Source organism: Streptomyces sp. NPDC056600 (assembly GCF_042792855.1).
GTDB lineage: Bacteria > Actinomycetota > Actinomycetes > Streptomycetales > Streptomycetaceae > Streptomyces.
On the sequence record NZ_JBHTVQ010000087.1, the window covers coordinates 1 to 20,928 of the forward strand.

At 73.3% G+C, this 20,928-nt stretch carries 16 protein-coding genes; 5 read left to right on the forward strand and 11 right to left on the reverse strand.

Annotated elements, in window-relative coordinates; genetic code table 11:
* Positions 1-140 precede the first annotated feature (140 nt).
* Positions 141-422, reverse strand: a complete 282-nt coding sequence (locus ACFRAV_RS29050; RefSeq protein WP_108955122.1) for an HU family DNA-binding protein — start codon at positions 420-422, stop codon at positions 141-143.
* Between the two features lie 341 nt (positions 423-763).
* Positions 764-2,173 carry an NAD-dependent malic enzyme gene (locus ACFRAV_RS29055; protein WP_351114264.1) on the reverse strand — a complete coding sequence of 470 codons (1,410 nt, stop codon included), beginning with the start codon at positions 2,171-2,173 and terminating at the stop codon, positions 764-766.
* A gap of 618 nt (positions 2,174-2,791) precedes the next feature.
* Here ACFRAV_RS29055 and ACFRAV_RS29060 point away from each other — a divergent pair.
* The gene (locus tag ACFRAV_RS29060) at positions 2,792-3,634 is read left to right on the forward strand and encodes an LPXTG cell wall anchor domain-containing protein (RefSeq protein WP_382559871.1); all 843 of its coding nucleotides are present in this window, start codon (positions 2,792-2,794) and stop codon (positions 3,632-3,634) included.
* Positions 3,635-3,721: 87 nt separating this feature from the next.
* On the opposite strand, the gene ACFRAV_RS29065 is transcribed toward ACFRAV_RS29060, so the two are convergent.
* The 8 genes from ACFRAV_RS29065 to ACFRAV_RS29100 all read right to left on the reverse strand — a co-directional run bounded on the left by ACFRAV_RS29065 (position 3,722) and on the right by ACFRAV_RS29100 (position 16,657).
* Complete coding sequence (locus ACFRAV_RS29065) at positions 3,722-6,076, reverse strand: HelD family protein (RefSeq protein ID WP_382559874.1); 2,355 nt, start codon at positions 6,074-6,076, stop codon at positions 3,722-3,724.
* A 51-nt stretch (positions 6,077-6,127) separates the two neighbouring features.
* The gene (locus ACFRAV_RS29070) at positions 6,128-7,285 is read right to left on the reverse strand and encodes a uroporphyrinogen-III synthase (protein ID WP_382559876.1); all 1,158 of its coding nucleotides are present in this window, start codon (positions 7,283-7,285) and stop codon (positions 6,128-6,130) included.
* A gap of 135 nt (positions 7,286-7,420) precedes the next feature.
* Positions 7,421-8,806: a nitrate/nitrite transporter gene (locus ACFRAV_RS29075; RefSeq protein WP_382559879.1), complete on the reverse strand. Its 1,386-nt coding sequence runs from the start codon at positions 8,804-8,806 to the stop codon at positions 7,421-7,423.
* Between the two features lie 192 nt (positions 8,807-8,998).
* The gene (locus ACFRAV_RS29080) at positions 8,999-10,291 is read right to left on the reverse strand and encodes an acyltransferase (RefSeq protein WP_382559882.1); all 1,293 of its coding nucleotides are present in this window, start codon (positions 10,289-10,291) and stop codon (positions 8,999-9,001) included.
* Positions 10,288-12,375 carry a polysaccharide deacetylase family protein gene (locus ACFRAV_RS29085; protein ID WP_382559886.1) on the reverse strand — a complete coding sequence of 696 codons (2,088 nt, stop codon included), beginning with the start codon at positions 12,373-12,375 and terminating at the stop codon, positions 10,288-10,290. The genes ACFRAV_RS29080 and ACFRAV_RS29085 overlap by 4 nt, the downstream gene beginning before the upstream one ends.
* Before the next feature lie 826 nt (positions 12,376-13,201).
* Positions 13,202-14,005 (reverse strand): hypothetical protein, encoded by an 804-nt coding sequence (locus ACFRAV_RS29090; RefSeq protein WP_382559888.1) that lies wholly within the window; start codon positions 14,003-14,005, stop codon positions 13,202-13,204.
* Between the two features lie 473 nt (positions 14,006-14,478).
* Positions 14,479-15,666 carry a hypothetical protein gene (locus tag ACFRAV_RS29095; RefSeq protein ID WP_382559890.1) on the reverse strand — a complete coding sequence of 396 codons (1,188 nt, stop codon included), beginning with the start codon at positions 15,664-15,666 and terminating at the stop codon, positions 14,479-14,481.
* Between the two features lie 91 nt (positions 15,667-15,757).
* Positions 15,758-16,657 carry a LysR family transcriptional regulator gene (locus tag ACFRAV_RS29100; RefSeq protein WP_382559893.1) on the reverse strand — a complete coding sequence of 300 codons (900 nt, stop codon included), beginning with the start codon at positions 16,655-16,657 and terminating at the stop codon, positions 15,758-15,760.
* Positions 16,658-16,873: 216 nt separating this feature from the next.
* On the opposite strand from ACFRAV_RS29100, the gene ACFRAV_RS29105 reads away from it, so the two are divergent.
* Complete coding sequence (locus ACFRAV_RS29105; RefSeq protein ID WP_382559896.1) at positions 16,874-17,464, forward strand: DUF6817 domain-containing protein; 591 nt, start codon at positions 16,874-16,876, stop codon at positions 17,462-17,464.
* A gap of 97 nt (positions 17,465-17,561) precedes the next feature.
* On the opposite strand, the gene ACFRAV_RS29110 is transcribed toward ACFRAV_RS29105, so the two are convergent.
* Entirely contained in the window at positions 17,562-18,308 is a 747-nt protein-coding gene (locus tag ACFRAV_RS29110) for a MarR family transcriptional regulator (RefSeq protein WP_382559899.1), read from the reverse strand.
* Between the two features lie 240 nt (positions 18,309-18,548).
* On the opposite strand from ACFRAV_RS29110, the gene ACFRAV_RS29115 reads away from it, so the two are divergent.
* The 3 genes from ACFRAV_RS29115 to ACFRAV_RS29125 all read left to right on the forward strand — a co-directional run.
* Positions 18,549-19,220 (forward strand): DUF4097 family beta strand repeat-containing protein, encoded by a 672-nt coding sequence (locus ACFRAV_RS29115; protein ID WP_382559902.1) that lies wholly within the window; start codon positions 18,549-18,551, stop codon positions 19,218-19,220.
* Between the two features lie 36 nt (positions 19,221-19,256).
* Entirely contained in the window at positions 19,257-20,228 is a 972-nt protein-coding gene (locus ACFRAV_RS29120; protein WP_382559905.1) for an ATP-binding cassette domain-containing protein, read from the forward strand.
* The coding region (locus tag ACFRAV_RS29125) for an ABC transporter permease (RefSeq protein WP_382559907.1) at positions 20,225-20,928 on the forward strand (704 nt) is incomplete at its 3' end. The genes ACFRAV_RS29120 and ACFRAV_RS29125, both read left to right, overlap by 4 nt.

Below are 20,928 nucleotides of genomic sequence, written 5' to 3' on the forward strand. Positions count from 1 at the left end.
CGCGCCGCCGGGGGCCCCACGGTGGCGCCCCCCGGCACGCCGCGCGGCTCCGCGGGGGGCCCCCGGCCCCCGCGCGCCCGCATACGGGCGCCCCCCCCCCAGGGGGGTGGCCGCCCTTCACGCTGCCTGAGCCGGCCGGGTCACTTGCCCTTGGCGGCTTCCTTCAGCTTGCTGCCCGCGGAGACCTTGACGCTGTAGCCGGCCGGAATCTGGATCGGCTCACCGGTCTGCGGGTTGCGGGCGGTGCGAGCGGCACGGTGGGTGCGCTCGAAGGTCAGGAAGCCGGGGATCGTGACCTTCTCGTCGCCCTTGGCGACGATGTCGCCGACAACCTCGGCGAACGCGGCCAGAACGGCGTCGGCGTCCTTGCGGGTCACCTCGGCGCGGTCGGCCAGCGCGGCCACCAGCTCACTGCGGTTCATGTTCTTACTCCCGTGTTTCTTCTTGCCGTTGAGGCGGGCCACGCGGCCAGGCCGCATGTCGGGCACAGCGAAGCCGATGCTGCCAGGGTCACCGGAGAGCCCCACGCACCCGGGTCCATGGTCGGACCCTCGCGCCCAGAGAGGCATCCTGCCCCCACCTGCGGCGCTAAAGCCAATCCGGCACCGACGAACACGGCGGGGAGTCACACGTACGCGTGGCGTGGCCACCGCACGCGGCGGCTCCGGCCGCGATGCCCTCTCACGTTACGTCCTGCCGCCGACAGTGCCCGCCCCGCCCCGCCGGACGGCTCCGGCGGGGCGGTGGGCGGAACCCGGGCGGGTCAGCCCTGGACGGACTCCGCGGCCCGGCGGACCGCCCCGGCGACCGCTCCGGCGACCTTGTCGTTGAAGACGCTCGGGACGATGTAGTTCGCGTTCAGCTCGTCCTCGGTGACCACGTCGGCCAGCGCCGTCGCGGCGGCCAGCATCATGCCGGTGTCGACCGTGCGGGACTGCGCGTCCAGCAGGCCGCGGAAGACGCCGGGGAAGACCAGCACGTTGTTGATCTGGTTCGGGAAGTCGGAGCGGCCGGTGGCGACCACCGCGGCGGTCTGCCGGGCGACCGCCGGGTCGACCTCCGGGTCCGGGTTCGCGAGCGCGAAGACGACGGCGTCGTCGGCCATCGCGGCCACGTCGGCGCCGTCCAGGACGTTGGGGGCGGAGACGCCGATGAAGACGTCCGCGCCGCGCACGGCCTCCTTGAGGGTGCCGGTGAGGTTCTCCGGGTTGGTGTTGTCGGCGATCCAGCGCAGGGCAGAGCCGGGCTCGGCGTCGACCAGGTCGTGGCGGCCGGCGTGCACCACGCCGTGGATGTCGGCGACCACGGCGTTCTTCACGCCGGCCGCCAGCAGCAGCTTCAGGATGGCGGTGCCGGCCGCGCCGGCGCCGGACATGACGACGCGGACGTCGTCGATGGGCTTGCCGACCACCCGCAGCGCGTTGGTGAGCGCCGCCAGCACCACGATGGCGGTGCCGTGCTGGTCGTCGTGGAAGACCGGGATGTCCAGGGCCTCGCGCAGGCGGGCCTCGATCTCGAAGCAGCGGGGCGCGGAGATGTCCTCGAGGTTGATGCCGGCGAAGCCCGGGGCGATCGCCTTGACGATCTCGACGATGGCGTCGGAGTCCTGGGTGTCCAGGCAGATCGGCCAGGCGTCGATGCCCGCGAACCGCTTGAAGAGGGCGGCCTTGCCCTCCATCACCGGCAGGGCGGCCTTGGGGCCGATGTTGCCGAGGCCCAGCACGGCCGAGCCGTCGGTGACGACGGCGACCGCGTTGCGCTTGATGGTCAGGCGGCGGGCGTCCTCGGGGTTCTCCGCGATGGCCATGCACACCCGGGCCACGCCCGGCGTGTAGACCATGGAGAGGTCGTCACGGTTGCGAATGGGATGCTTCGACGCCATCTCGATCTTGCCGCCGAGGTGCATGAGGAACGTACGGTCGGAGACCTTGCCCAGCGTGACGCCCTCGATGGTGCGCAGGTTCTCGACGATCTCGTCGGCGTGCGCGGTGGAGGTGGCGGCGATCGTGACGTCGATCCGGAGCTTCTCGTGCCCCGAGGCAGTGACGTCGAGGCCGGTCACCGAGCCTCCGGAGGACTCCACGGCGGTGGTGAGCTGCGACACGGCGGTTCCGCTCGCGGGCACCTCCAGCCGGATGGTCATCGAGTAGGAGACGCTGGGCGCCGTTGCCATGGCGGAGTTCCTCTGCTTTCGCGTGTACTGCGTGTGCTGCGTGTACTGCTGTTGTCGCCGTTGCCGCAGGTCGCCGCCGCTGCCGCCGCGGGCCGGGCGTCGTCGCCGAGGGCGGGCGGCGTGCGGTGGCGGAATCGAATCTGCCGTCCGATCGTCGCACCTACCGACGAGTAGGCGTTAGTCGGGGGAGGTTCGTCACAGTTCACCCGAAAGGCGCCGGAAAGGCCGGGTCCGGGAACGACGAGGGCCCATGCCGCCCGTGGGTGACATGGGTCCCTGATTCCCTGAAGTGGAGAGGTGACACCGACCCGCCATGCTCGCCTCGCGGCAAGTGGTCGCTCGTAGCGACGAAGGTTGGGCCCGGGGGCTTGGATCGGGCCGGTGTCACGTTCAAGGCTAACAAACGCTTCCGGCCACGCCAGGGTCGCGGGCCGTTTTCCGCCACCGTGGCCGAGGATCACCGGACGGTCCGTAAACCTTCCGTTACGCAATCGTTGCCCGGAGCAAAGCGGGACAAGGCCGTCAAGTGATCCTTTCGCGTCTTGACCGTGATCACTTAGGGACAGGAAGCTCGCTCTCTCGGCCACACTCATCCGCTTCTGTGCCAGAGGTGCCCCCATGTCTCACCGCTCACTTCCCCGTTGGGCCTCCGCGCTTCCCCTCGCGGCGACCCTCCTGCTCGCCGGCGCGGCCGTCCCCGCCGCCGCCACCGGCGCGGAGAACCACACCGAGCAGATCCACCAGGACCTGCCCCTCACGGCCGGCGGTTTCCAGAACGGCGACTGCCCCACCGTTCCCGCCGGCAAGGACGGCTGGCACTTCGTGCTGCCGGGCAACGACACCGTGTTCACCAAGCTGACCCTCACCTTCGAGCCCGGTGGCGAGCAGGTGATCACCGACTTCGGCCCGCCGAGCGACAAGCACGCCTACGCGGCCTCCGAGCCGGGCGCGAAGCTGGTCGCGGCCGTCGCCGAGACCGAGGGCGCGGACGTCAAGTTCTTCAACCTCTCCCACACCTGCCCCGCCTCCTCCGCCCCGGAGCAGCCGGGCGAGGAGAACCCGGGTGGGGAGAACCCCGGCGAGGAGAACCCGGGCGGAGAGAACCCGGGCGAGGAGAACCCCGGCGAGGAGAACCCGGGCGGGGAGCAGCCGTGCGAGGAGCAGCAGGGCGGCTCGGGCGAGGAGCAGGACTGCCAGACGCCGCCGTGCACCGGCACCGGTGACGAGCAGGACTGCGACGAGCAGCCCGGCGGCGGCACCGAGGGCGGCGCCACCGGTCAGCCGACCGAGGTCCCGACCGGCGCCGAGCCGACGCAGGAGGCCACCGCCGCTCCCGCCGAGGGCGACCTGGCCGAGACCGGCGCCGGTCCGGCCGTCGGCCTCGCCTTCGCCGCGGCCCTGCTGCTGGCGGCCGGCGGCGCGATCGTGATCCGCAACCGTCGCGCGGGCGCCGGCGGCTGACGCCCCGCACACGCCAGGAGGCCCGGACCGCGCTCGCGGTCCGGGCCTCCTCCCGTGTGAGGGGCCGTGCGTGTCCTGCGGGGCCGGTCAGTCCCGCAGGAGGTCCGGCACGCCGTCGCCGTCCGGGTCGTCGCGTTCCCCGGAGACGACGGTGAGCTGCTGGGTGGCGCGGGTGAGGGCCACGTACAGGACCCGCAGTCCGGCCGGCGACTCGTCGGCGATCTCGGCCGGGGAGACGACCACGGTGGCGTCGTACTCCAGGCCCTTGGCCTCCAGGCTGCCCAGGGCGACCACCCGGTCCCCCAGCCCCTGCAGCCAACGGGCCGCCTCCTCGCGGCGGTTCATCGGCACGACCACGCCCACCGTGCCCTCGACCAGCGCCAGCTGCCGCTGTGCCTCGGCCCGCACGGTGGGACCGAGCCCGCCCGTGGCCACCGCGAACCGGGGCCGGACGCCGGTGGAGCGGACCGCGGTGGGCGCCTCGGCGCCCGGCATGGCCAGCGCCAGCACCCTGGCGGCCAGCTCCGCGATCTCGGAGGGGTTGCGGTAGTTGACGGTGAGGGTGAACCGCCGCCGCGGCCGGGTGCCCAGCGCCTCGTCACGGGCCTGGGCGGCCTCGTCGGGGTCGGACCAGGAGGACTGCGCCGGGTCGCCGACCACCGTCCAGGTGGCGTGCCGCCCGCGCCGCCCCACCATCCGCCACTGCAGCGGCGTCAGGTCCTGCGCCTCGTCGACGATGACGTGCGCGTACTCCACCCGCTCCTTCGCGAGCCGTTCGGCCCGCTCGCGCTGGGTCTCCTCGCGCTGCGGCATCAGCTCCTCGAGGCCGGTCAGCTGGTCCAGCGGGTCGAGCTCACGCTTGCGGCGCGGGCGCACGGGCACACCGAGCACCGCCTCCAGCTCGTCGAGCAGCGCGATGTCGTGGACCGTCAGCCCGTCGCGGCGCAGCGACCTGGCGACCTTGCGGATCTCGCCGGGGTTGAGGACGCGGCGCGCCCAGCGCCCCAGGCGCCGCTCGTCGGCCATCGCGGTGAGCACCGCGCGCGGGGTGACCTCGGGCCACCAGGCGTCGAGGAACTCGATGAACGGGTCCTCGGTGGTGACGTCCTCGTCGAAGGAGGAGCGCAGTTCGGCGGCGAGCTCCGGGTCGCTGTGCCGGGAGCCGGCTCCGGACTTCTGCCACAGCGCGTCGAGCAGCAGCTTGCGGGCGCGCGGGCGCAGCAGGTTGACCGGGGCGGTGCCGCCCAGGGCGGCCTGGCGGATCCGCTCCAGCTCGCCGGCCTCCAGCTCCAGGCGGCGGTTGAAGGCGACCACCCGCAGCCGCTCGGGGCACGGGACCTCGCCGGTGCCGCCGGGGCCCAGTTCGAGGGCGCCGCGGGCGGCCTTCCGCAGCACCTTGAGCATCCGGTAGGAGCCCTTGACGCGGGCGGCGGACGGGGAGTCGTGCAGGGTGGCCTCGACGCCGTCGACGAGCGAGCCGATCGCGCGGACGGCGACCTGCCCCTCCTCGCCGAGCGAGGGCAGCACGCCCTCGGTGTAGGCGACCAGCAGCGGCGTCGGGGAGACGATCAGGATGCCGCCCGCGTAGCGCCGCCGGTCCTGGTAGAGCAGGTAGGCGGCGCGGTGCAGGGCGACAGCGGTCTTGCCGGTGCCCGGTCCGCCCTCCACGTAGGTGACGGAGGCGGCGGGGGCCCGGATCACCTGGTCCTGCTCGGCCTGGATGGAGGAGACGATGTCGCGCATGGTGTGTCCGCGGGCGCGGCCCAGCGCGGCCATCAGCGCGCCGTCGCCGATGACGGCGAGCTCGCGGCCGTCGAGGTGGGCGGTGAGCCGCGGGCGCATCAGGTCGTCCTCGACGCCGAGCACCTTGCGGTTGCGGGAGCGGATGACGCGGCGGCGCACCACCCGGCCCGGGTCGACGGGGGTGGCGCGGTAGAACGGGGCGGCGGCCGGGGCGCGCCAGTCGATGACCAGCGGCGCGTAGTCCTCGTCGAGGACGCCGATCCGGCCGATGTGCAGGGTCTCGGCGATGTCCGCGGTGTCGTCCTCGCGGATCGCCTCGTCGGCGGGCTCGACGGAGGTGTAGGCGCCGTCGGGGCCCTTCTTGCCGTCCTTGCCCAGCAGCATGTCGATGCGGCCGAAGAGGAAGTCCTCGTACTCGTTGTTGAGCCGGTTGAGGTGGACGCCGGCCCGGAAGACCTGCGCGTCGCGTTCGGCGAGCGCGCCGGGCGTGCCGACGTGGCCCTTGCGGGCGGCGTCCCGCATCAGGAACTCCGCCTCGGAGATCTTCTCCTCGAGGCGGACGTACACGCGGTCGAGATGTTCCTGCTCGAGGGCGATCTCGCGTTCTCTGGCGGAGTCCCCCGCCGCGTCGCCGTCACTCTCGCTAGCCGTGCTGCGAGCCGTGTCGACCGCGTTCCCCTTTTGTGCCTGAGCGGCCACCGGTGTCCCCATTCATGCGTACTGGCGGCCGTCAACAGTACGCGACCTGGATCAATTCGCGTACTTGGTATCCGCGGCGGGGTCCAGGGCGAGACGGTAACCGCGCTTGACGACGGTCTGGATGAGCTTGGGGGCGCCCAGAGCGGTGCGCAGCCGGGCCATCGCGGTCTCCACGGCGTGCTCGTCGCGGCCCGCTCCGGGCAGGGCGCGCAGCAGGTCGGCGCGGGAGACCACCCAGCCCGGGCGGCGGGAGAGCGCGCGCAGCAGCGCCATGCCGGCCGGGGGGACGGGCCGCAGTTCGGCGTCGACCAGTACGGCGTGGCCGCGGATCTCGACGCGGTGCCCGGCGACCGGCAGGGCGCGGGCGCGGGCCGGGAGGTCCTGGCACAGCAGCTGGACGAGCGGGCCGAGCCGGAACCGCTCGGGCTGCACGGTGTCGACGCCGTGGGCGTGCAGCGGCAGCGCGGTGACCGGGCCGACGCAGGCGGGGAGCACGTCGTGGGCGAAGGCGTCGAGCAGTGCGGGGAGCTGTCCGCGGGCCTCGGCGCGGGCGAGCAGCGAGGCGGCGGCGGGCGCGCTGGTGAAGGTGACGGCGTCCAGGGTGCGGGCGAGCGCGGCGTCGAGCAGCCGGTCGACGGGGCCGAGGTCCTCCGGCGGCATCCACCGGTAGACGGGCACCCCGACCACCTCGGCCCCGGCCTCCCGCAGCGCCTCGACGAAGCCGGGCAGCGGTTCGCCGTGCAGCTGGATGCCGACGCGGCGCCCCTCGACGCCCTCGTCCAGCAGCCGGTCCAGGACCTCGGCCATCGACTCGGAGGCGGGCGACCACTCCTCGGTGAGCCCGGCGGCCCGCACCGCGCCCTTGACCTTGGGGCCGCGGGCCAGGATGCGGACCTCGCCCATGACCTTCAGCAGGTCGCCGCCGAGCCCCCAGCCCTCCGCGGCCTCCACCCAGCCGCGGAAGCCGATGGCGGTGGTGGCGACCACCACGTCGGGGGCGCGGCGCAGCAGCTCCTTGGTGGCGGCGAGGAGTTCGCCGTCGTCGGAGAGCGGCACGATGCGCAGGGCGGGGGCGTGGACCACGTTCGCCCCGCGGCGCTGGAGGAGCGCGCCGAGCTCCTCGGCGCGGCGGGCCGCCGTCACACCGACGGTGAAGCCGGCCAGCGGGCCGTGGGTGGCCTCCGGCTGCTGCTGTTCCTGGTCTTCCATCCGGCTCTCGTCCCGCTCTCGTCCCGCATCGAACCGCTGTCGAGTCCCCGCGCGCCGCCGAGGGGCCGCGCACGGATCCGAGCCTGTCAACAGCGCGTGACAGGCTCGGATCTTCCTCATTTCGGCGCCGTTACGTCACACCTCGGCATAGCTGAGCTGCGGCTTCGCCTCGCCGTCCACCTGGGTGCCGGCCTCCGTCGGTGCGGAGGCGGCCGGACGCCGAAGGTATACCGCCCAGGTGACGAGGATGCAGACGGCGTAGACCGCGAGGAAGGAGAGGAAGGCGCCGGTGCCCGAGCCGGAGGTCATGAACGACTGACGGAACGCCAGGTTGATCCCGACGCCGCCGAGCGCGCCGATCGCGCCGATCAGCCCCATGGAGGCGCCGGACAGCCGCCGTCCGTAGGCGTCCGCGGCCTCCCCGCGCAGCCCGCGGGCCAGCGCCTTGCGGTGGAAAATGCCCGGGATCATCTTGAACGTCGACCCGTTGCCCAGCCCCGTCAGCACGAACAGCACCACGAAGGCGCAGGTGAACGGGGTCAGCGAGCCGGCCCGGCCGGCCACCACGAGGACCACGGTGGCGGCCGCCATCGCGAGGAAGGTGGCCAGGGTGATGCGCGCGCCGCCGAACCGGTCGGCGAGCCGGCCGCCGACGGGGCGGATCAGCGAGCCGAGCAGCGGGCCGACGAAGGTCACTCCGGCGGCCTCCAGCGGGGTCCGGCCGAACTGGGTCTGCAGCACCATGCCGAAGGCGAAGCTGTACCCGATGAACGAGCCGAAGGTGCCGATGTAGAGCACCGCCATGATCCAGGTGTGGCCGTCCCTGGCCGCGTCGAGGGCGGCCCCGGTGTCGTTGCGGACCGAGGCGATGTTGTCCATGTACCTCCAGGAGAGGGCCACGGCGACCAGGACCAGCGGGATGTAGACGCCCAGCAGCAGCCGCGGGCCGCCGCCCGCGCCGATGACGGCGAGCGCGACCAGCTGGATCACCGGCACGCCGATGTTGCCGCCGCCCGCGTTCAGGCCGAGCGCCCAGCCCTTGCGGCGGAGCGGGAAGAAGGCGTTGATGTTGGTCATGCTGGAGGCGAAGTTGCCGCCGCCGACGCCGGCCAGCAGGCCGACCAGGAGGAAGGTGGAGAAGGAGGTCCCCGGCTCCATCACCGTGAACGCGGCGACGGTGGGGACCAGCAGCATGCTCGCCGAGATCACCGTCCAGTTCCGCCCGCCGAAGACGGCGACCGCGAAGGTGTACGGCACCCGGACCACCGCGCCGACCAGGGTGACCATCGAGGTCAGCAGGAACTTGTCGGCCGGGGTCAGGCCGTACTCCGGGCCCATGAAGAGGACCAGCACCGACCAGAGCGTCCAGACGGAGAACCCGATGTGCTCGGAGAGCACGGAGAAGGCGAGGTTCCGCCGGGCTACCCGCTCGCCCTTCTCCTTCCAGAACGTCTCGTCCTCCGGATCCCAGTGCTCGATCCAGCGACCGGACCTCTTGTTCGCGACGGGGGCTGTGCGCATGACGCCTCCACGGGGGCTCACCGACTGACGTCACCGACGCTAGGCAGCGCGCGTTTCGGTCCCCGGCGCGTGCCGGTGACCGCGGTGGAACGTTGCACTCACCTCAGCGGCGCGACGCCTGAGAGGTCCACGGACCGGCGACGGCCGTGGACCTCCCGGGCGCCGGGCCTCACCGCACCGGCCGGCGGCTCCTCACCGCACGGCCGAGCGCCGCCGGGTCCGCCCCGTCGGCCAGGGGCGGATCCGGCGGCCCGCCGCGACGTCCTCGACCCAGCCGAAGGCCAGGACCACCAGGGCCAGGAGCGGCAGCAGCAGGAGGAAGGACCCCGGCAGCGACCACGCCTCGCCCACCCCGAACAGGTCGAGCAGCGGGAAGGTGAGGGTGATCAGCAGGTTGTGCCACAGGTACACGGTGACCGCGCGGTTGTTGGCGAGGGTCACCAGGCCGTCGAAGCGCCGCAGCCGCCCGGGCAGTTCCGTCCACACCGGCGCGTAGACCAGCAGGACCACCACGAAGCCGAGCGACCACAGCGCCTGCGCCGGGGCGATGTCGTTGAGGTCCCAGCGGTCCTCCCCCTGGTGCCCGGAGGCCCACCACAGGCCCAGCGCCATCATCGCCGAGGCGGCGGAGACGCTGACGTACCGCGGCACCCGGGCCAGCGCCCCGTTCTCGTGGGCGAAGCCGAGGATCCAGCAACTTCCGTAGACGCAGAAGTCCTTGACCACCTCGCCGGTCTCGCCGGGGATCTCGACCAGTCCGGTGCCGAACACGCCGGTCAGGGCGAGCGGCGCGAGCAGCGTGGGCCAGGGCGCGCGGCGGAAGAGCCGCAGGAGCAGCGGGGAGGCGACCACGAACCACAGGTAGGCGCGCAGGTACCAGAGCGGGCCGGCGCCCTCCATCACCCAGGTGGCGTCCAGCAGCCCGGACTCCGAGCCCACCTCCTCCGGGTAGGGCGGCGCGCCCACCGGCACCAGGTAGTCGAGCATCCCGGTCCAGCCCCACACCCCCTCGGGCCGCCAGCCGAAGCCCAGGAACAGCACGCCGAGCAGCACCGCGGAGAAGGCCCACAGCGGCGGCAGCAGACGCCGCACCCGCGAGGCGACGACCTTGCGTGCCGTGCCGCCCGGCCGCTGAAGGGACCGCGCGGTCAGCGCGCCGGCCAGGGCGAACATCACGCCCATGGAGGGGAACACGACGGTCAGCCAGGCCCACCCGAAGACGTGGTAGACCATCACCCGCAGCAGCGCGAGGGCGCGCAGCAGGTCCAGGTAACGGTCCCGCGTCCTGCCGCGCGGGGCGCCGGCGCCGGTCCCGTCCGGGGGCGTGGCCTCGGCCCCGACGGGGTGCCCGGGGAAGGGCGGGGCGTCCGTCGGGCCGGTCCGGTCGGTCGTGCCGGTGGTGCGGATCGGGTCTGTCCTGCCGGTGGTGCCGGTCGTGCCGGTCGTGCCGGTCGTGCCGGTCGTGCCGGTCGTTTCGGTGCTCATGCCGTGGCCTCCCGCGCGCCGGACGCGGCCACCGGAGCGGCGTCGACCACGCCGGTCCTGCGCAGCTTCTGCCACCGCAGGCGGCCGCCGGTCAACGCCGTGATCCAGGACTGCAGCAGGACCACGTACATCAGCTGCCGGTAGAGGATCTGCTGCAGCGGCAGCGAGATCAGGTACCGCATGGACTCCTTGTCCAGCCGGAACGCGTAGGCCGCGCAGACCGCCTGGACTGCGAGCACGCCCAGCCAGGCGCCGACCGTCGCCCCGGTCGGGCCGAAGACCAGCCCGTAGACCAGGAACACGTCGAAGAGCGGGGCCAGCAGCGGCGCCAGCACCATGAAGAGCGAGACGAGCGGCAGCCCGACCCGGCCGAACCGCCCGGAGGAGCCCTGGTCGAGGATCGCGCCGCGGTGCTTCCAGATGGCCTGCATGGTGCCGTAGGACCACCGGTAGCGCTGCGACCACAGCTGCTGCACCGACTCGGGCGCCTCGGTCCACGCCCGCGCGTTCTCCGCGTACACGACCTGCCAGCCGTCGCGGTGGATCGCCATGGTGATGTCGGTGTCCTCGGCGAGGGTGTCCTCGCTCATCCCGCCGACCCGCTCCAGCGCGGTGCGCCGGAACGCCCCGACCGCGCCGGGGATGGTCGGCATGCAGCGCAGCACGTCGTACATGCGGCGGTCCAGGTTGAAGCCCATCACGTACTCGATGTGCTGCCAGGCCCCGATCAGCGAGTCCCGGTTGCCGACCTTGGCGTTGCCGGCCACCGCCCCGACCCCCGGGTCGGCGAACGGCTGGACCAGCTCCCGCACGGTGGCCGCCTCGAAGACGGTGTCGCCGTCCATCATCACGATGATGTCGTGACTGGCGTTGGCGATGCCGCGGTTGAGCGCGGCGGGCTTGCCGGCGTTGACCTGACGGACCACCCGGACGTTGGGCAGGTCCATCGCCTCGACGATGCCGGCGGTGTCGTCGGAGGACCCGTCGTCGATGACCACCACCTCGATGGGATGCTCACTCGCCATCAGCGAACGCACCGTGTTCTCGATGCACTTGGCCTCGTTGTACGCCGGGACCAGCACCGTCACCGGTTCGGTGACCGGACACTCGCCCCACCGGCCGCCGCGTCGGCGCACCCGGCGGACGTGCAGCGCGGACAGCAGCAGCATCAGCGCGAACCGGCCGATAACCAGGGCGCCGATCACCACCAGGCCGGACACCAGCACGGTGGTGACCGACTCGGAGGCCTGCACCAGCCACACCCAGGCCTTGCCCTTCCACAGCTCCGCGCCGGACACCTCGGTGTGGGCGCTCGGCCCGTCCAGCGCCTCGGAGAGGTTCTGGAACGCGTAGCCCTCGCGCTCGAGCGCGGGCAGCATCCGGTCGAGCGCGGCCACGGTCTGGCTGCGGTCGCCGCCGGAGTCGTGCATCAGCACGATCGCTCCCGCCCCGTGCTGGGGAGTGGCCCGGCGGACGATCTCGTCGACGCCGGGGCGCTTCCAGTCCTCGCTGTCGGTGTTGTTGAGGACGGTCAGGTACCCGCGCTCCCCGATGTGCCGGGTGACCGGCCAGCTGTTGTCGTCCATGGCGTCGGCGAACGACGAGTACGGCGGGCGGAACAGCGAGGTGCGGATGCCGGCGGCGCCGGCCAGCGCGGTCTGGGTCTGCGACAGCTCCCAGTCGATGCGGGCCGGGCTCTGGTAGGAGAGGTCGGGGTGGTTGAAGGTGTGCACCCCGATCTCGTGCCCCTCGGCCACCATGCGGGCGACCAGTTCGGGGTGCTGGGAGGCCATCGTGCCGGTGACGAAGAAGACGGCGTGCGCGTCGTGCTTCTTCAGCACGTCGAGGACCTTGGGGGTCCACTCGGGGTTCGGGCCGTCGTCGAAGGTCAGCACCAGCCGGCGGTCGGGCACCCGCACCGTGCCGATACGGCCGTCCCGGGTGTCGATGACGGGCCCGCCCGCCAGGATGTCCTGCGGCACGTCGCCGGTCGCCCCGGGCGGGCGGACGCGGTGGTCGGCGAGGATCTCGCTGTTCACGTAGCCGCGGAGCATCAGCATCGCCGACAGGGCGACGAGCAGCATCGACGGCAGCAGGTAGCGGAGGGGGAGGCGGCGGGGCCGCCGCGTTCTTCCCTTACGGGGGCGGGACCTGCCGCCGCGGGGGCGGTCCTGCGGTGCGCCGCCGGGACCGTGGCCGGGGCCCGGGCCGGGTATGTGGGGTCCGGTGGCGGATCCCGGGGCGCTCGTGGCGTCGGCCGGGGGCCGGTACGCCGGCACCGGGCGGGTGGGCGGGTCGGCGTCCGCCCCTCCCGGGCGCGGGACGTGGATGGGTGAGCCGGCGCGGGGGCCGGGTGGTGTCGCCATGGTGTGTACGGGGCTTTCTCTTCCGACGAGACGTTGTTTCACGCGACGGGCCGGCCACGACCCCGCGGGGCCGACGAGCCTCCCGTCCGCGGTACGTGGCCCGCGAGCGGCTACTGCGCTGCCTTCCGGGACGGGGCCGGGAGCTGTGCGGGCGGCTGCCTCCGCCGTCCTGCGGGCGGTTGCCTCCGCCGTCCTGTGGGCGGCTGGGCCGCCCAGGGGGCGATGGGGGCACTCCCCTGGACGAAGTCCTTGGGGGAGGCGGGCGCAGGGCGGTGCCTCCGCGGGGAGCGGCTCGCTCCACCAGGCCCAAGCCCGCGGTGCCGTTCGCACGGGACCCGTACCGCGGCGCAAGGTCGAGCCCCGGTGGACAGCGCTGTTCATCCCCCGACCCGCCCCCTTCCCAGAAGGGCTTACGTCACCTGGAGCGAACCGTCCCGCGAGTACGTGAGGCCCCTGCGCCCACCCGTGCCGCCAAGCGGCACGATTGCCCGCAGGGGTGCGGGGAAGGTGTCCGCACCGCTTCCACCCCCACGGGTGGGGGCGGTCAGGCCTGGGGGTACGGGGTGTCGGCGGCCGGGGCCGCGGCGACGGTGGTGGTGTCCCCCGGGGCCGCGCTCTCCGTCGGCTCCGGCGCCGGCGGCTCACTCGCCGCAGGCGAGGGATCAGGCCCCGCCGTAGGCCCGGGACCGGGATCCGGCTCGTCCCCCGGCCCGGGATCCGGCACCGCACTCGGCCTGGCCGGAGCCGGCTTGGTCCCCCCGTCGCCCGACCCCCGGACCTCCTCCTCCGCGTCGCCCCCGGCGGCCTTGCGGTCGTCCACCGGCTGCCCGGACGCCCCGCCCGCGGAGGGCGACGCCCCCTTCGTGCCCGCGGACCCGCTCGGCCCCCCGCCGGGCATCCTCGCGGGCGCCCCCGACTGCCCGGCCCGGTCCGCCGGCAGCGGCCCGGTCACCGCGCTGTCCGCGCCGCTCCCCTGCCCCTGCTCGCGCCCCGGCAACGGCATCCAGGGCGCGTTGGAGTTCCCGGACAGCAGCGTCGCCGCGATGACCACCGCGTACACCGCGCAGGCCACCCCGACCCCGATGCCGATGCGCCGGTACCGCCGGCTGCGGCGGCCGGACTCGTCGACGAACACCGGCCCGTCCGCCGCGTCGCCGGCGCCCGCCGCCCCGTTCGGCGGCCCGACCGCCTCGAGCTCCTCCTCGATCTCCCGCCCCACGCCGTCGAGCTGCACCGTGACCTCGTTCGGGTCATGGGTGTGGCCGGCCCGGTCCTTGGACTCCCACGGCCGTGACAACAACGCCGAGCGGCCGGCACGGATGTCCTCGCGCCAATTCTTGAGCTGCACGCACTTCCCCCCAACAGGGCAGGCGGGCCGGGCAGACGTCCCCGGGTGCATCGGTGCTACCCGGGGCCGGAATCGACCCCCTCCGGACCCGCGCCCCTCTATCACACTGCTCCCGGACCAGGAGATTACTGACCTTCCCAGGGGTGCCACGGCCACTCGAACGACGTTCGATGTCTGAAAACCGCCGCACGTTCCGCACCACCCCCGGCCACCCCGATCATCGGGCGACACCCGCGAACACACCCGGTCGGGTAGCGACGCGATCACGCTGTGTGACGCGGGAAGAGCGCGCTCCGCACCTTCCGTCCCGACCGGAGCCGACCACCGTTCGAACCGCGCCATCCGGCCAGAACTGACCTGTGGACAACGGGCGCCGCACGCCCGCACGCGTCACCCGGATCAGCGAAGCGGACGACGCCACACCAAGGCGCCCGCTCACCCGTTGAGGTGAGCGGGCGCACGGACCGGCCGGGTCAGCCCTGCCGCAGCGGCGGCATCGGCACCGGGACGCCGTACGCGGTCGCGCCCGCGCCCACACCGCCCTCGCAGGTGTTCGGGGGCAGCGTGCCCCCACCTCGCGTCGAGGGCCGTTCGGCGGCCCAGAACATGTACCCGAGCATCCCGGGCGTGCTGCCCGCCCCGTTGGGCTGCACCGACTGCGTGAACGAGCCCGTGCTGTTCTGCAGCGAGGCGGCGAAGTCCGTGCACTCCGGGAGGACCTTGCTCGCGTTGGTGATGTACAGCGCCCCGGTGAACTTGGCCGGGGCCAGCGGAGGCACCCGCGGGTTGTAGGTGGACTTGCCGTCCACGTGCTCCTGCCAGTTGGCGATCGCCGCGCTCACCGAGGGCTGCCGGGCCGGGACCATCGCGTTGGCGTGGTCGAGCACCGGGACGTCGGTCCGCAGCCAGTCCGTGGTGGCCTTGCGGTTGATGTCGATCAGCCAGCGGTCGCCCGCCGCGACGTCGATGGTGAGCCGCGCCGTCGGGTCGGCGCCGGTGGCGTCGTAGGGGTGAGCGGCGCGGTAGGCGTCGATGAACGCCTGGAGCCCGGCGAGGTCCGGGTCGGTGTTCTGCTCGTAGTCGATCTCGATGCCGACGCCCAGTTCGGTCGCCACCGCCGCGGCGTTGCGCCCCAGTTGGGCGGCGTTCTCGGCGAGGGCGGCGTCCCACGCGTCGGTGTAGGTCAGCCCGCCGACGGACAGTTGCACGCGGATCCCGCGGGAGGTGAAGTACTGCACGATCTCCCGGGTCATGCCCTTGGGCACGCCGTTCACGGTACCCGCGTCGTTGGTCCGGTGCAGCAGCTTGAGCGGCTCGACGAAGCTGAGCACCACCAGGTTCACGGAGGGCCGGCCGTCGCCCCGGTCGACCAGCCAGTGGTTCTTCGCGTCGAACTCCGCGAGGCCGCGGACGGTGGACCAGGTGCAGGCGTCGTCGCCGCAGTGCCAGGAGCCGTACACCTGGGGCGGAGTGACGGCGGCCGCGGCCGGGGCGGCGGCCGCGGCGGGCGGCGCGAGCGTCGCCCCGGCCAGCGCGGCGAGGGCCAGGACGCCACGGGACAGCGGCCGGGAACCGGCACCGGAGCGCGCGCCGGGAGCGGGAGCGGAAGCTGGAGCGGAACGGGAACGGGAACGGCGGGAGCGCAGGAGCTGGGAGAGCATGACCGACCTCCACAGGGCTGGGTGGTGACCTGGCGCGCAGCCTGACAGGTCCATACCAACCCGACAAGAGGGTCCGCAGACGGTCACCCGCTCAGCCGGTCAGCGCCCGGACGACCGTGTCGGCGAAGATCCGCGCCAGCGGCGGCAACGCGTCCCAGCGCCGTACCGCCCAGCCCACCTGCAGCGGCGGCAGTTCGGGTATCGGCACCAGCCGCAGCGGCCCGCCCGCCCCGCCGGCGTCCGGTTCCCGCATGCCCGGCAGCGCCGGGACCACCGCGTGCCCCAGCCCCAGTTCGGCCAGCAGCAGCGCGGTGTCCCAGTCGGCCACGCTGGTGCCCGACCCGGCGCGCAGGCCCGACCCGGCGAACGCCTCGTCGAGCTGCCCGCCGGAGGTGGAGTTGGGCGGCAGCCGCACCAGGCGGAGGTCGGCGAGGTCGGCGACGCGGACGCTCTCCCGCCCGGCCAGCGGGTCGCCCTCCCGGACCGCGAGCACCCAGGGCAGGTCGATCGCGGGCCGTTGCTCGATGCCGCGGACCGGCTCGCCGATGGTGATCCACGCCAGGTCGAGGTTGCTGGACAGCAGCGCGTCGAAGCAGCGGCGGCTGGAGGTCTCGGTCTGGAACTCCAGGCTGACGCGGGGATGGCGGCGGCGGAAGTCGACGATGGCGTCGGCCATGAAATGCCGCACGGTGGTGCCGCCGGTGGTCACCCGGACCGCGCCGCTCTCCCCGTCGACCAGGTCCCCCAGGCGGCGCAGGGCCAGGTCCAGTCCCGCCAGACCGTCGGAGGCCGCGTCCCACAGGATGCGCCCGGCGGCGGTGGGCACGACCCCGCGGGGCTGGCGTTCCAGCAGGCTGACGCGGGTCTCCTTCTCCAGCCGCTTCACGTGCTGGCTCACCGCGGACTGGGTGCAGCCCAGCTCGCGCGCCACCGCGCTGAGCGATCCGGCCCGGCACACCGCCACGAACACCCGAAGGTCGTCAAGAGTCACGCGCCACACGCTAGCAACCCCCAAGCGACTGCTGGGACTTGGGAAGCGAACCCAAGGATTGACCTGCCTCGCCCCCAGGCAGCACGATCGGGGAGAAGGGCAGCCCCGGGCGGCAACCCGCGCATCTTCCGGCACCCGACCGGTCCACGACGGCCGGCGGGCAGTCTCGTGCGCGCGGGTGCCGACCCGACCCTCCCGCCGAAAGGACACGTGACTGTGCCCGCTCCCCCACCGGCGGCCGACCGGGCCGTCGTACTGTTACGCCGCCTGGGCGCCGACGCCATCGCCCACCCGGGCGGCACGCTCCTGCAGCACCTGGTCCGGGTCCGTTCGCTGCTCGTGCTCTGGGGCGCGCGGCCCGAGCTGCAGCTGGCGGGGCTGTGCCACGCCGCCTACGGCACCGAGGCCTTCGCCCCGGCCGTTCTGGGCCTGGCCCGGCGCGCGGAGCTCGCCCTGCTGATCGGGCCGGAGGCCGAGTCCCTGGTCCACCTCTACGGGGTCTGCGACCGGGCGGCGACCTACCCGACGCTCACCCACCCCTCGGGCCATTACGTCGAACGGTTCACCGGCCGGACCCGCTCGCTCTCCCTGGCCCAGCGGCGGGACCTGGCGGAGCTGATCGCCGCCGACGAACTCGACCTCGTCCGGGTGGACCCGCTCATCCGGGCCCGGCACGGGGCCGAACTCATGGCCCGGCTGCTGCGGTTGCGCCCGCTGCTCTCACCGACCGCCTGGCGCACCGCGGACGCCCTCCTCACCGGACGCCGCGACACCGACCCGGCCGGTCCGGCCTGGCCCGCCGCCTAGACCGCCCCCGGGCCTGCGCCCGGGGGCCACCCCGACCGCGCCCGGCCGGGCGGCGACCCGACCCCCGCCCGGCCGGCGCGCTCCCACCCGCGCGCGCTCAGTCCTCCGCGTCACGCGGCGCCGGGTCCGTCGCCGGCTTCGTGTAGAGGATGTCGCGGGCCTGTTCGGCGGCGCGGACGATGCTCTCGGAGACGAAGTCGACGAAGCGCGCGATGTTCTCCAGCCGGCGGCCCGCCGGGGTGTCCGGACCGAGGACGCCGACCCCCTCCCGCGCGGCCTCGCCCATCGCGGCGGTGCCCCGCGCGCTGGCCAGCATCGACTGGTACCAGACGTCCTCGTCCGCGAAGTAGCGCTCGCGGCGGTTGCGTTCGTCGCGTTCGCGGCGCACCAGCCCCTGCGCCTCGAGGTACGCGACGGCCTTGGAGACCGACGCCGGGCTCACCTGGAGCCGCTGGGCGAGGTCGGCCGCGGTGAGGCTGCCCTCGTCGGTCGTGTAGAGGCAGGACGCCACCCTGGCCATCATCTTGGGCAGCCCCGACTGCATCAGGACGGTCGTGAACATCTCCTCGAACTCCCGCACCGCCGCCCCGTCGCGCCCCTCGACGTCCTGCGGCGGCGCGGCGTCCCGGGGCGCGACGGGCCTGCGGCGCTGGGTGCGGCGCTCGGCCGCGCGGTGCGCCAGGTCGGGGCGGTAGGCGGTGGGTCCGCCGTTGCGCATGACCTCCCTGGTCACGGTCGAGGTCGGACGGTCGAGACGCCTGGCGATCTCCGCGTAGGCCAGCCCGTCGGCGAGCCCCAGCGCGATCTGCTGACGCTCCGGCTGAGTAAGCCTGCCACCCGGCATCGGGACTCCTTCGTGGTGCGTGAGGGGTACGCGGTCACCCTAGCGTTCACCGGCTGACCATTGCAACGCTCGCCGTTTCTGACGTTGCGTTACTTTCACCGTCGATGCAACGATTAATGCCTTCCAACCTGCGATTACGCGCTTCCCTTGCAACAACACTGTTGCTAACTTCTGTGAACGCAACGTAGCTTTCCATCATCGGAAACAGCGCATCGGCGCTGGACGACAGAGGAGAAGACCATGCAGCAGTTCGCCACCACCGCCCCGGTCCAGGTCGTCCTGGACGTTCCTGCCGGCCGCGTCCGGCTCATCGCCTCCGACCGCTCCGACGCCACCGTCGAGGTCCTGCCGGCCGACGCCGGCAAGAACCGCGACGTCAAGGCCGCCGAGCGGATCCAGGTCGCCTTCGACGGCGGCACGCTGCGGATCCAGGCCGACGAGCCGAAGAGCCGCGTCCTGGGCCACCCGGGCGCGGTCGAGGTGACGGTCCAACTGCCCGCCGGGTCACACGTCGAGGCCACCGCCTCCGACGCCGAGATCCGCGGCGTGGGCCGGCTGGGCGACGTGAGCCTGACGGCCGACCAGGGCACCGTGCAGCTCGACGAGTCCGCGGACACCCGGGTGAAGGTCCTGGCGGGCGACGTCGTCGTCGGCCGGCTGACCGGCGGCGCCGACATCAGCACCAGCAAGGGCGACATCCGCGTCGCCGAGGCCCACCGCGGCACGGTCACCCTGCGCACCGAGATGGGCGCCGTCGAGATCGCCGCCGCGCGGGGCGTCGCGGCCACCCTCGACGCCGGCACCGGCTCCGGCCGCGTCGACAACTCCCTGCGCAACGCGGAGGGCGCCGGGGCGCCCCTGAACATCCACGCCACCACCGGCTACGGCGACATCACCGCTCGCAGCATCTGAGCGGCCTCACACACCACACCACGAAGGGGGACCCTCATGACCAGCCTGGCCATCTCGGCGAACGGTCTGCGCAAGTCCTACGGCGACAAGCACGTCCTCGACGGCATCGACCTCGCCGTCCCGGAAGGCACGATCTTCTCCCTGCTCGGCCCGAACGGCGCCGGCAAGACGACCGTCGTCAAGATCCTCTCGACGCTCATATCCGCCGACGGCGGCCAGGCCGTCGTCGGCGGTCACGACGTCGCCGCCGCCGGGCAGGCCGTGCGGGCGCAGATCGGGGTGACGGGGCAGTTCTCGGCGGTGGACGGTCTGATCACCGGGGAGGAGAACATGCTCCTGATGGCCGACCTGCACCACCTGTCCAAGGCGGAGGGCCGGAGGGTCACCGCGGACCTGCTGGAGCGGTTCGACCTGGTGGAGGCGGCCGGCAAGCCCGCCTCCACCTACTCGGGCGGCATGAAACGGCGGCTCGACATCGCGATGACCCTGGTCGGCAGCCCCCGCGTCATCTTCCTCGACGAACCCACCACCGGCCTCGACCCCCGCTCCCGCCACACCATGTGGCAGATCATCAGGGACCTCGTCACCGGCGGCGTCACCGTCTTCCTCACCACCCAGTACCTCGAGGAGGCCGACCAGCTCGCCGACCGCATCGCCGTCCTCCACAACGGCGTCATCGCCGCCGAGGGCACCGCCGACGAACTCAAGCGCATCATCCCCGGCGGCCACGTCCAGCTCCGCTTCACCGACCCCGCCACCTACCGCCGCGCCACCGCCCTGCTCACCGACGCCACGAACGACGAGGACTCCCTCACCCTGCGCGTCCCCGGCGACGGCAGCCAACGCGCCCTGCGCACCCTCCTCGACCGCCTCGACACCGCCGGCATCGAAGCCACCGAACTCACCGTCCACACCCCCGACCTCGACGACGTCTTCTTCGCCCTCACCGACGACACCACCACCGCCACCACCACCACCACCACCACCGACAAGGAGACCGCGCGATGAGCAGCACCCTCTCCCTCGCCCTCCGCGACAGCGGAACCATGCTCCGCCGCAACCTCCTCCACGCCCGCCGCTACCCCTCCCTCACCCTCAACCTCCTGCTGACCCCGATCATGCTGCTCCTGCTCTTCGTCTACATCTTCGGCGAGACCATGAGCGCCGGCGTGGGCGGCAGCGGGGACGGGCGGGCGGCGTACATCGCCTACATCGTGCCGGGGCTGCTGCTGATGACCATCGGCTCCACCACGATCGGCACCGCGGTCTCGGTCGCCACCGACATGTCGGAGGGGATCATCGCCCGGTTCCGCACCATGGCGATCCATCGCGGCTCGGTGATCGTGGGGCACGTGATCGGTAGCGTCCTGCAGTCGGTGGCCAGCGTGGTCCTGGTCGGCGCGGTCGCCGTCCTGATCGGCTTCCGCTCCACCGACGCCACCGTCCTGGAGTGGCTCGCGGCCCTCGGCCTGCTGGTCCTCTTCGCCACCGCGCTCACCTGGATCGCGGTCGGCATGGGCCTGATCAGCCCGAACGCGGAGGCGGCCAGCAACACCGCGATGCCGCTGATCCTGCTCCCGCTCCTGTCCAGCGCGTTCGTCCCGGTGGACACCATGCCGGGCTGGTTCCAGCCGATCGCCGAGTACCAGCCCTTCACCCCGGCCATCGAGACCCTGCGCGGCCTGCTCCTCGGCACCGAGATCGGCCA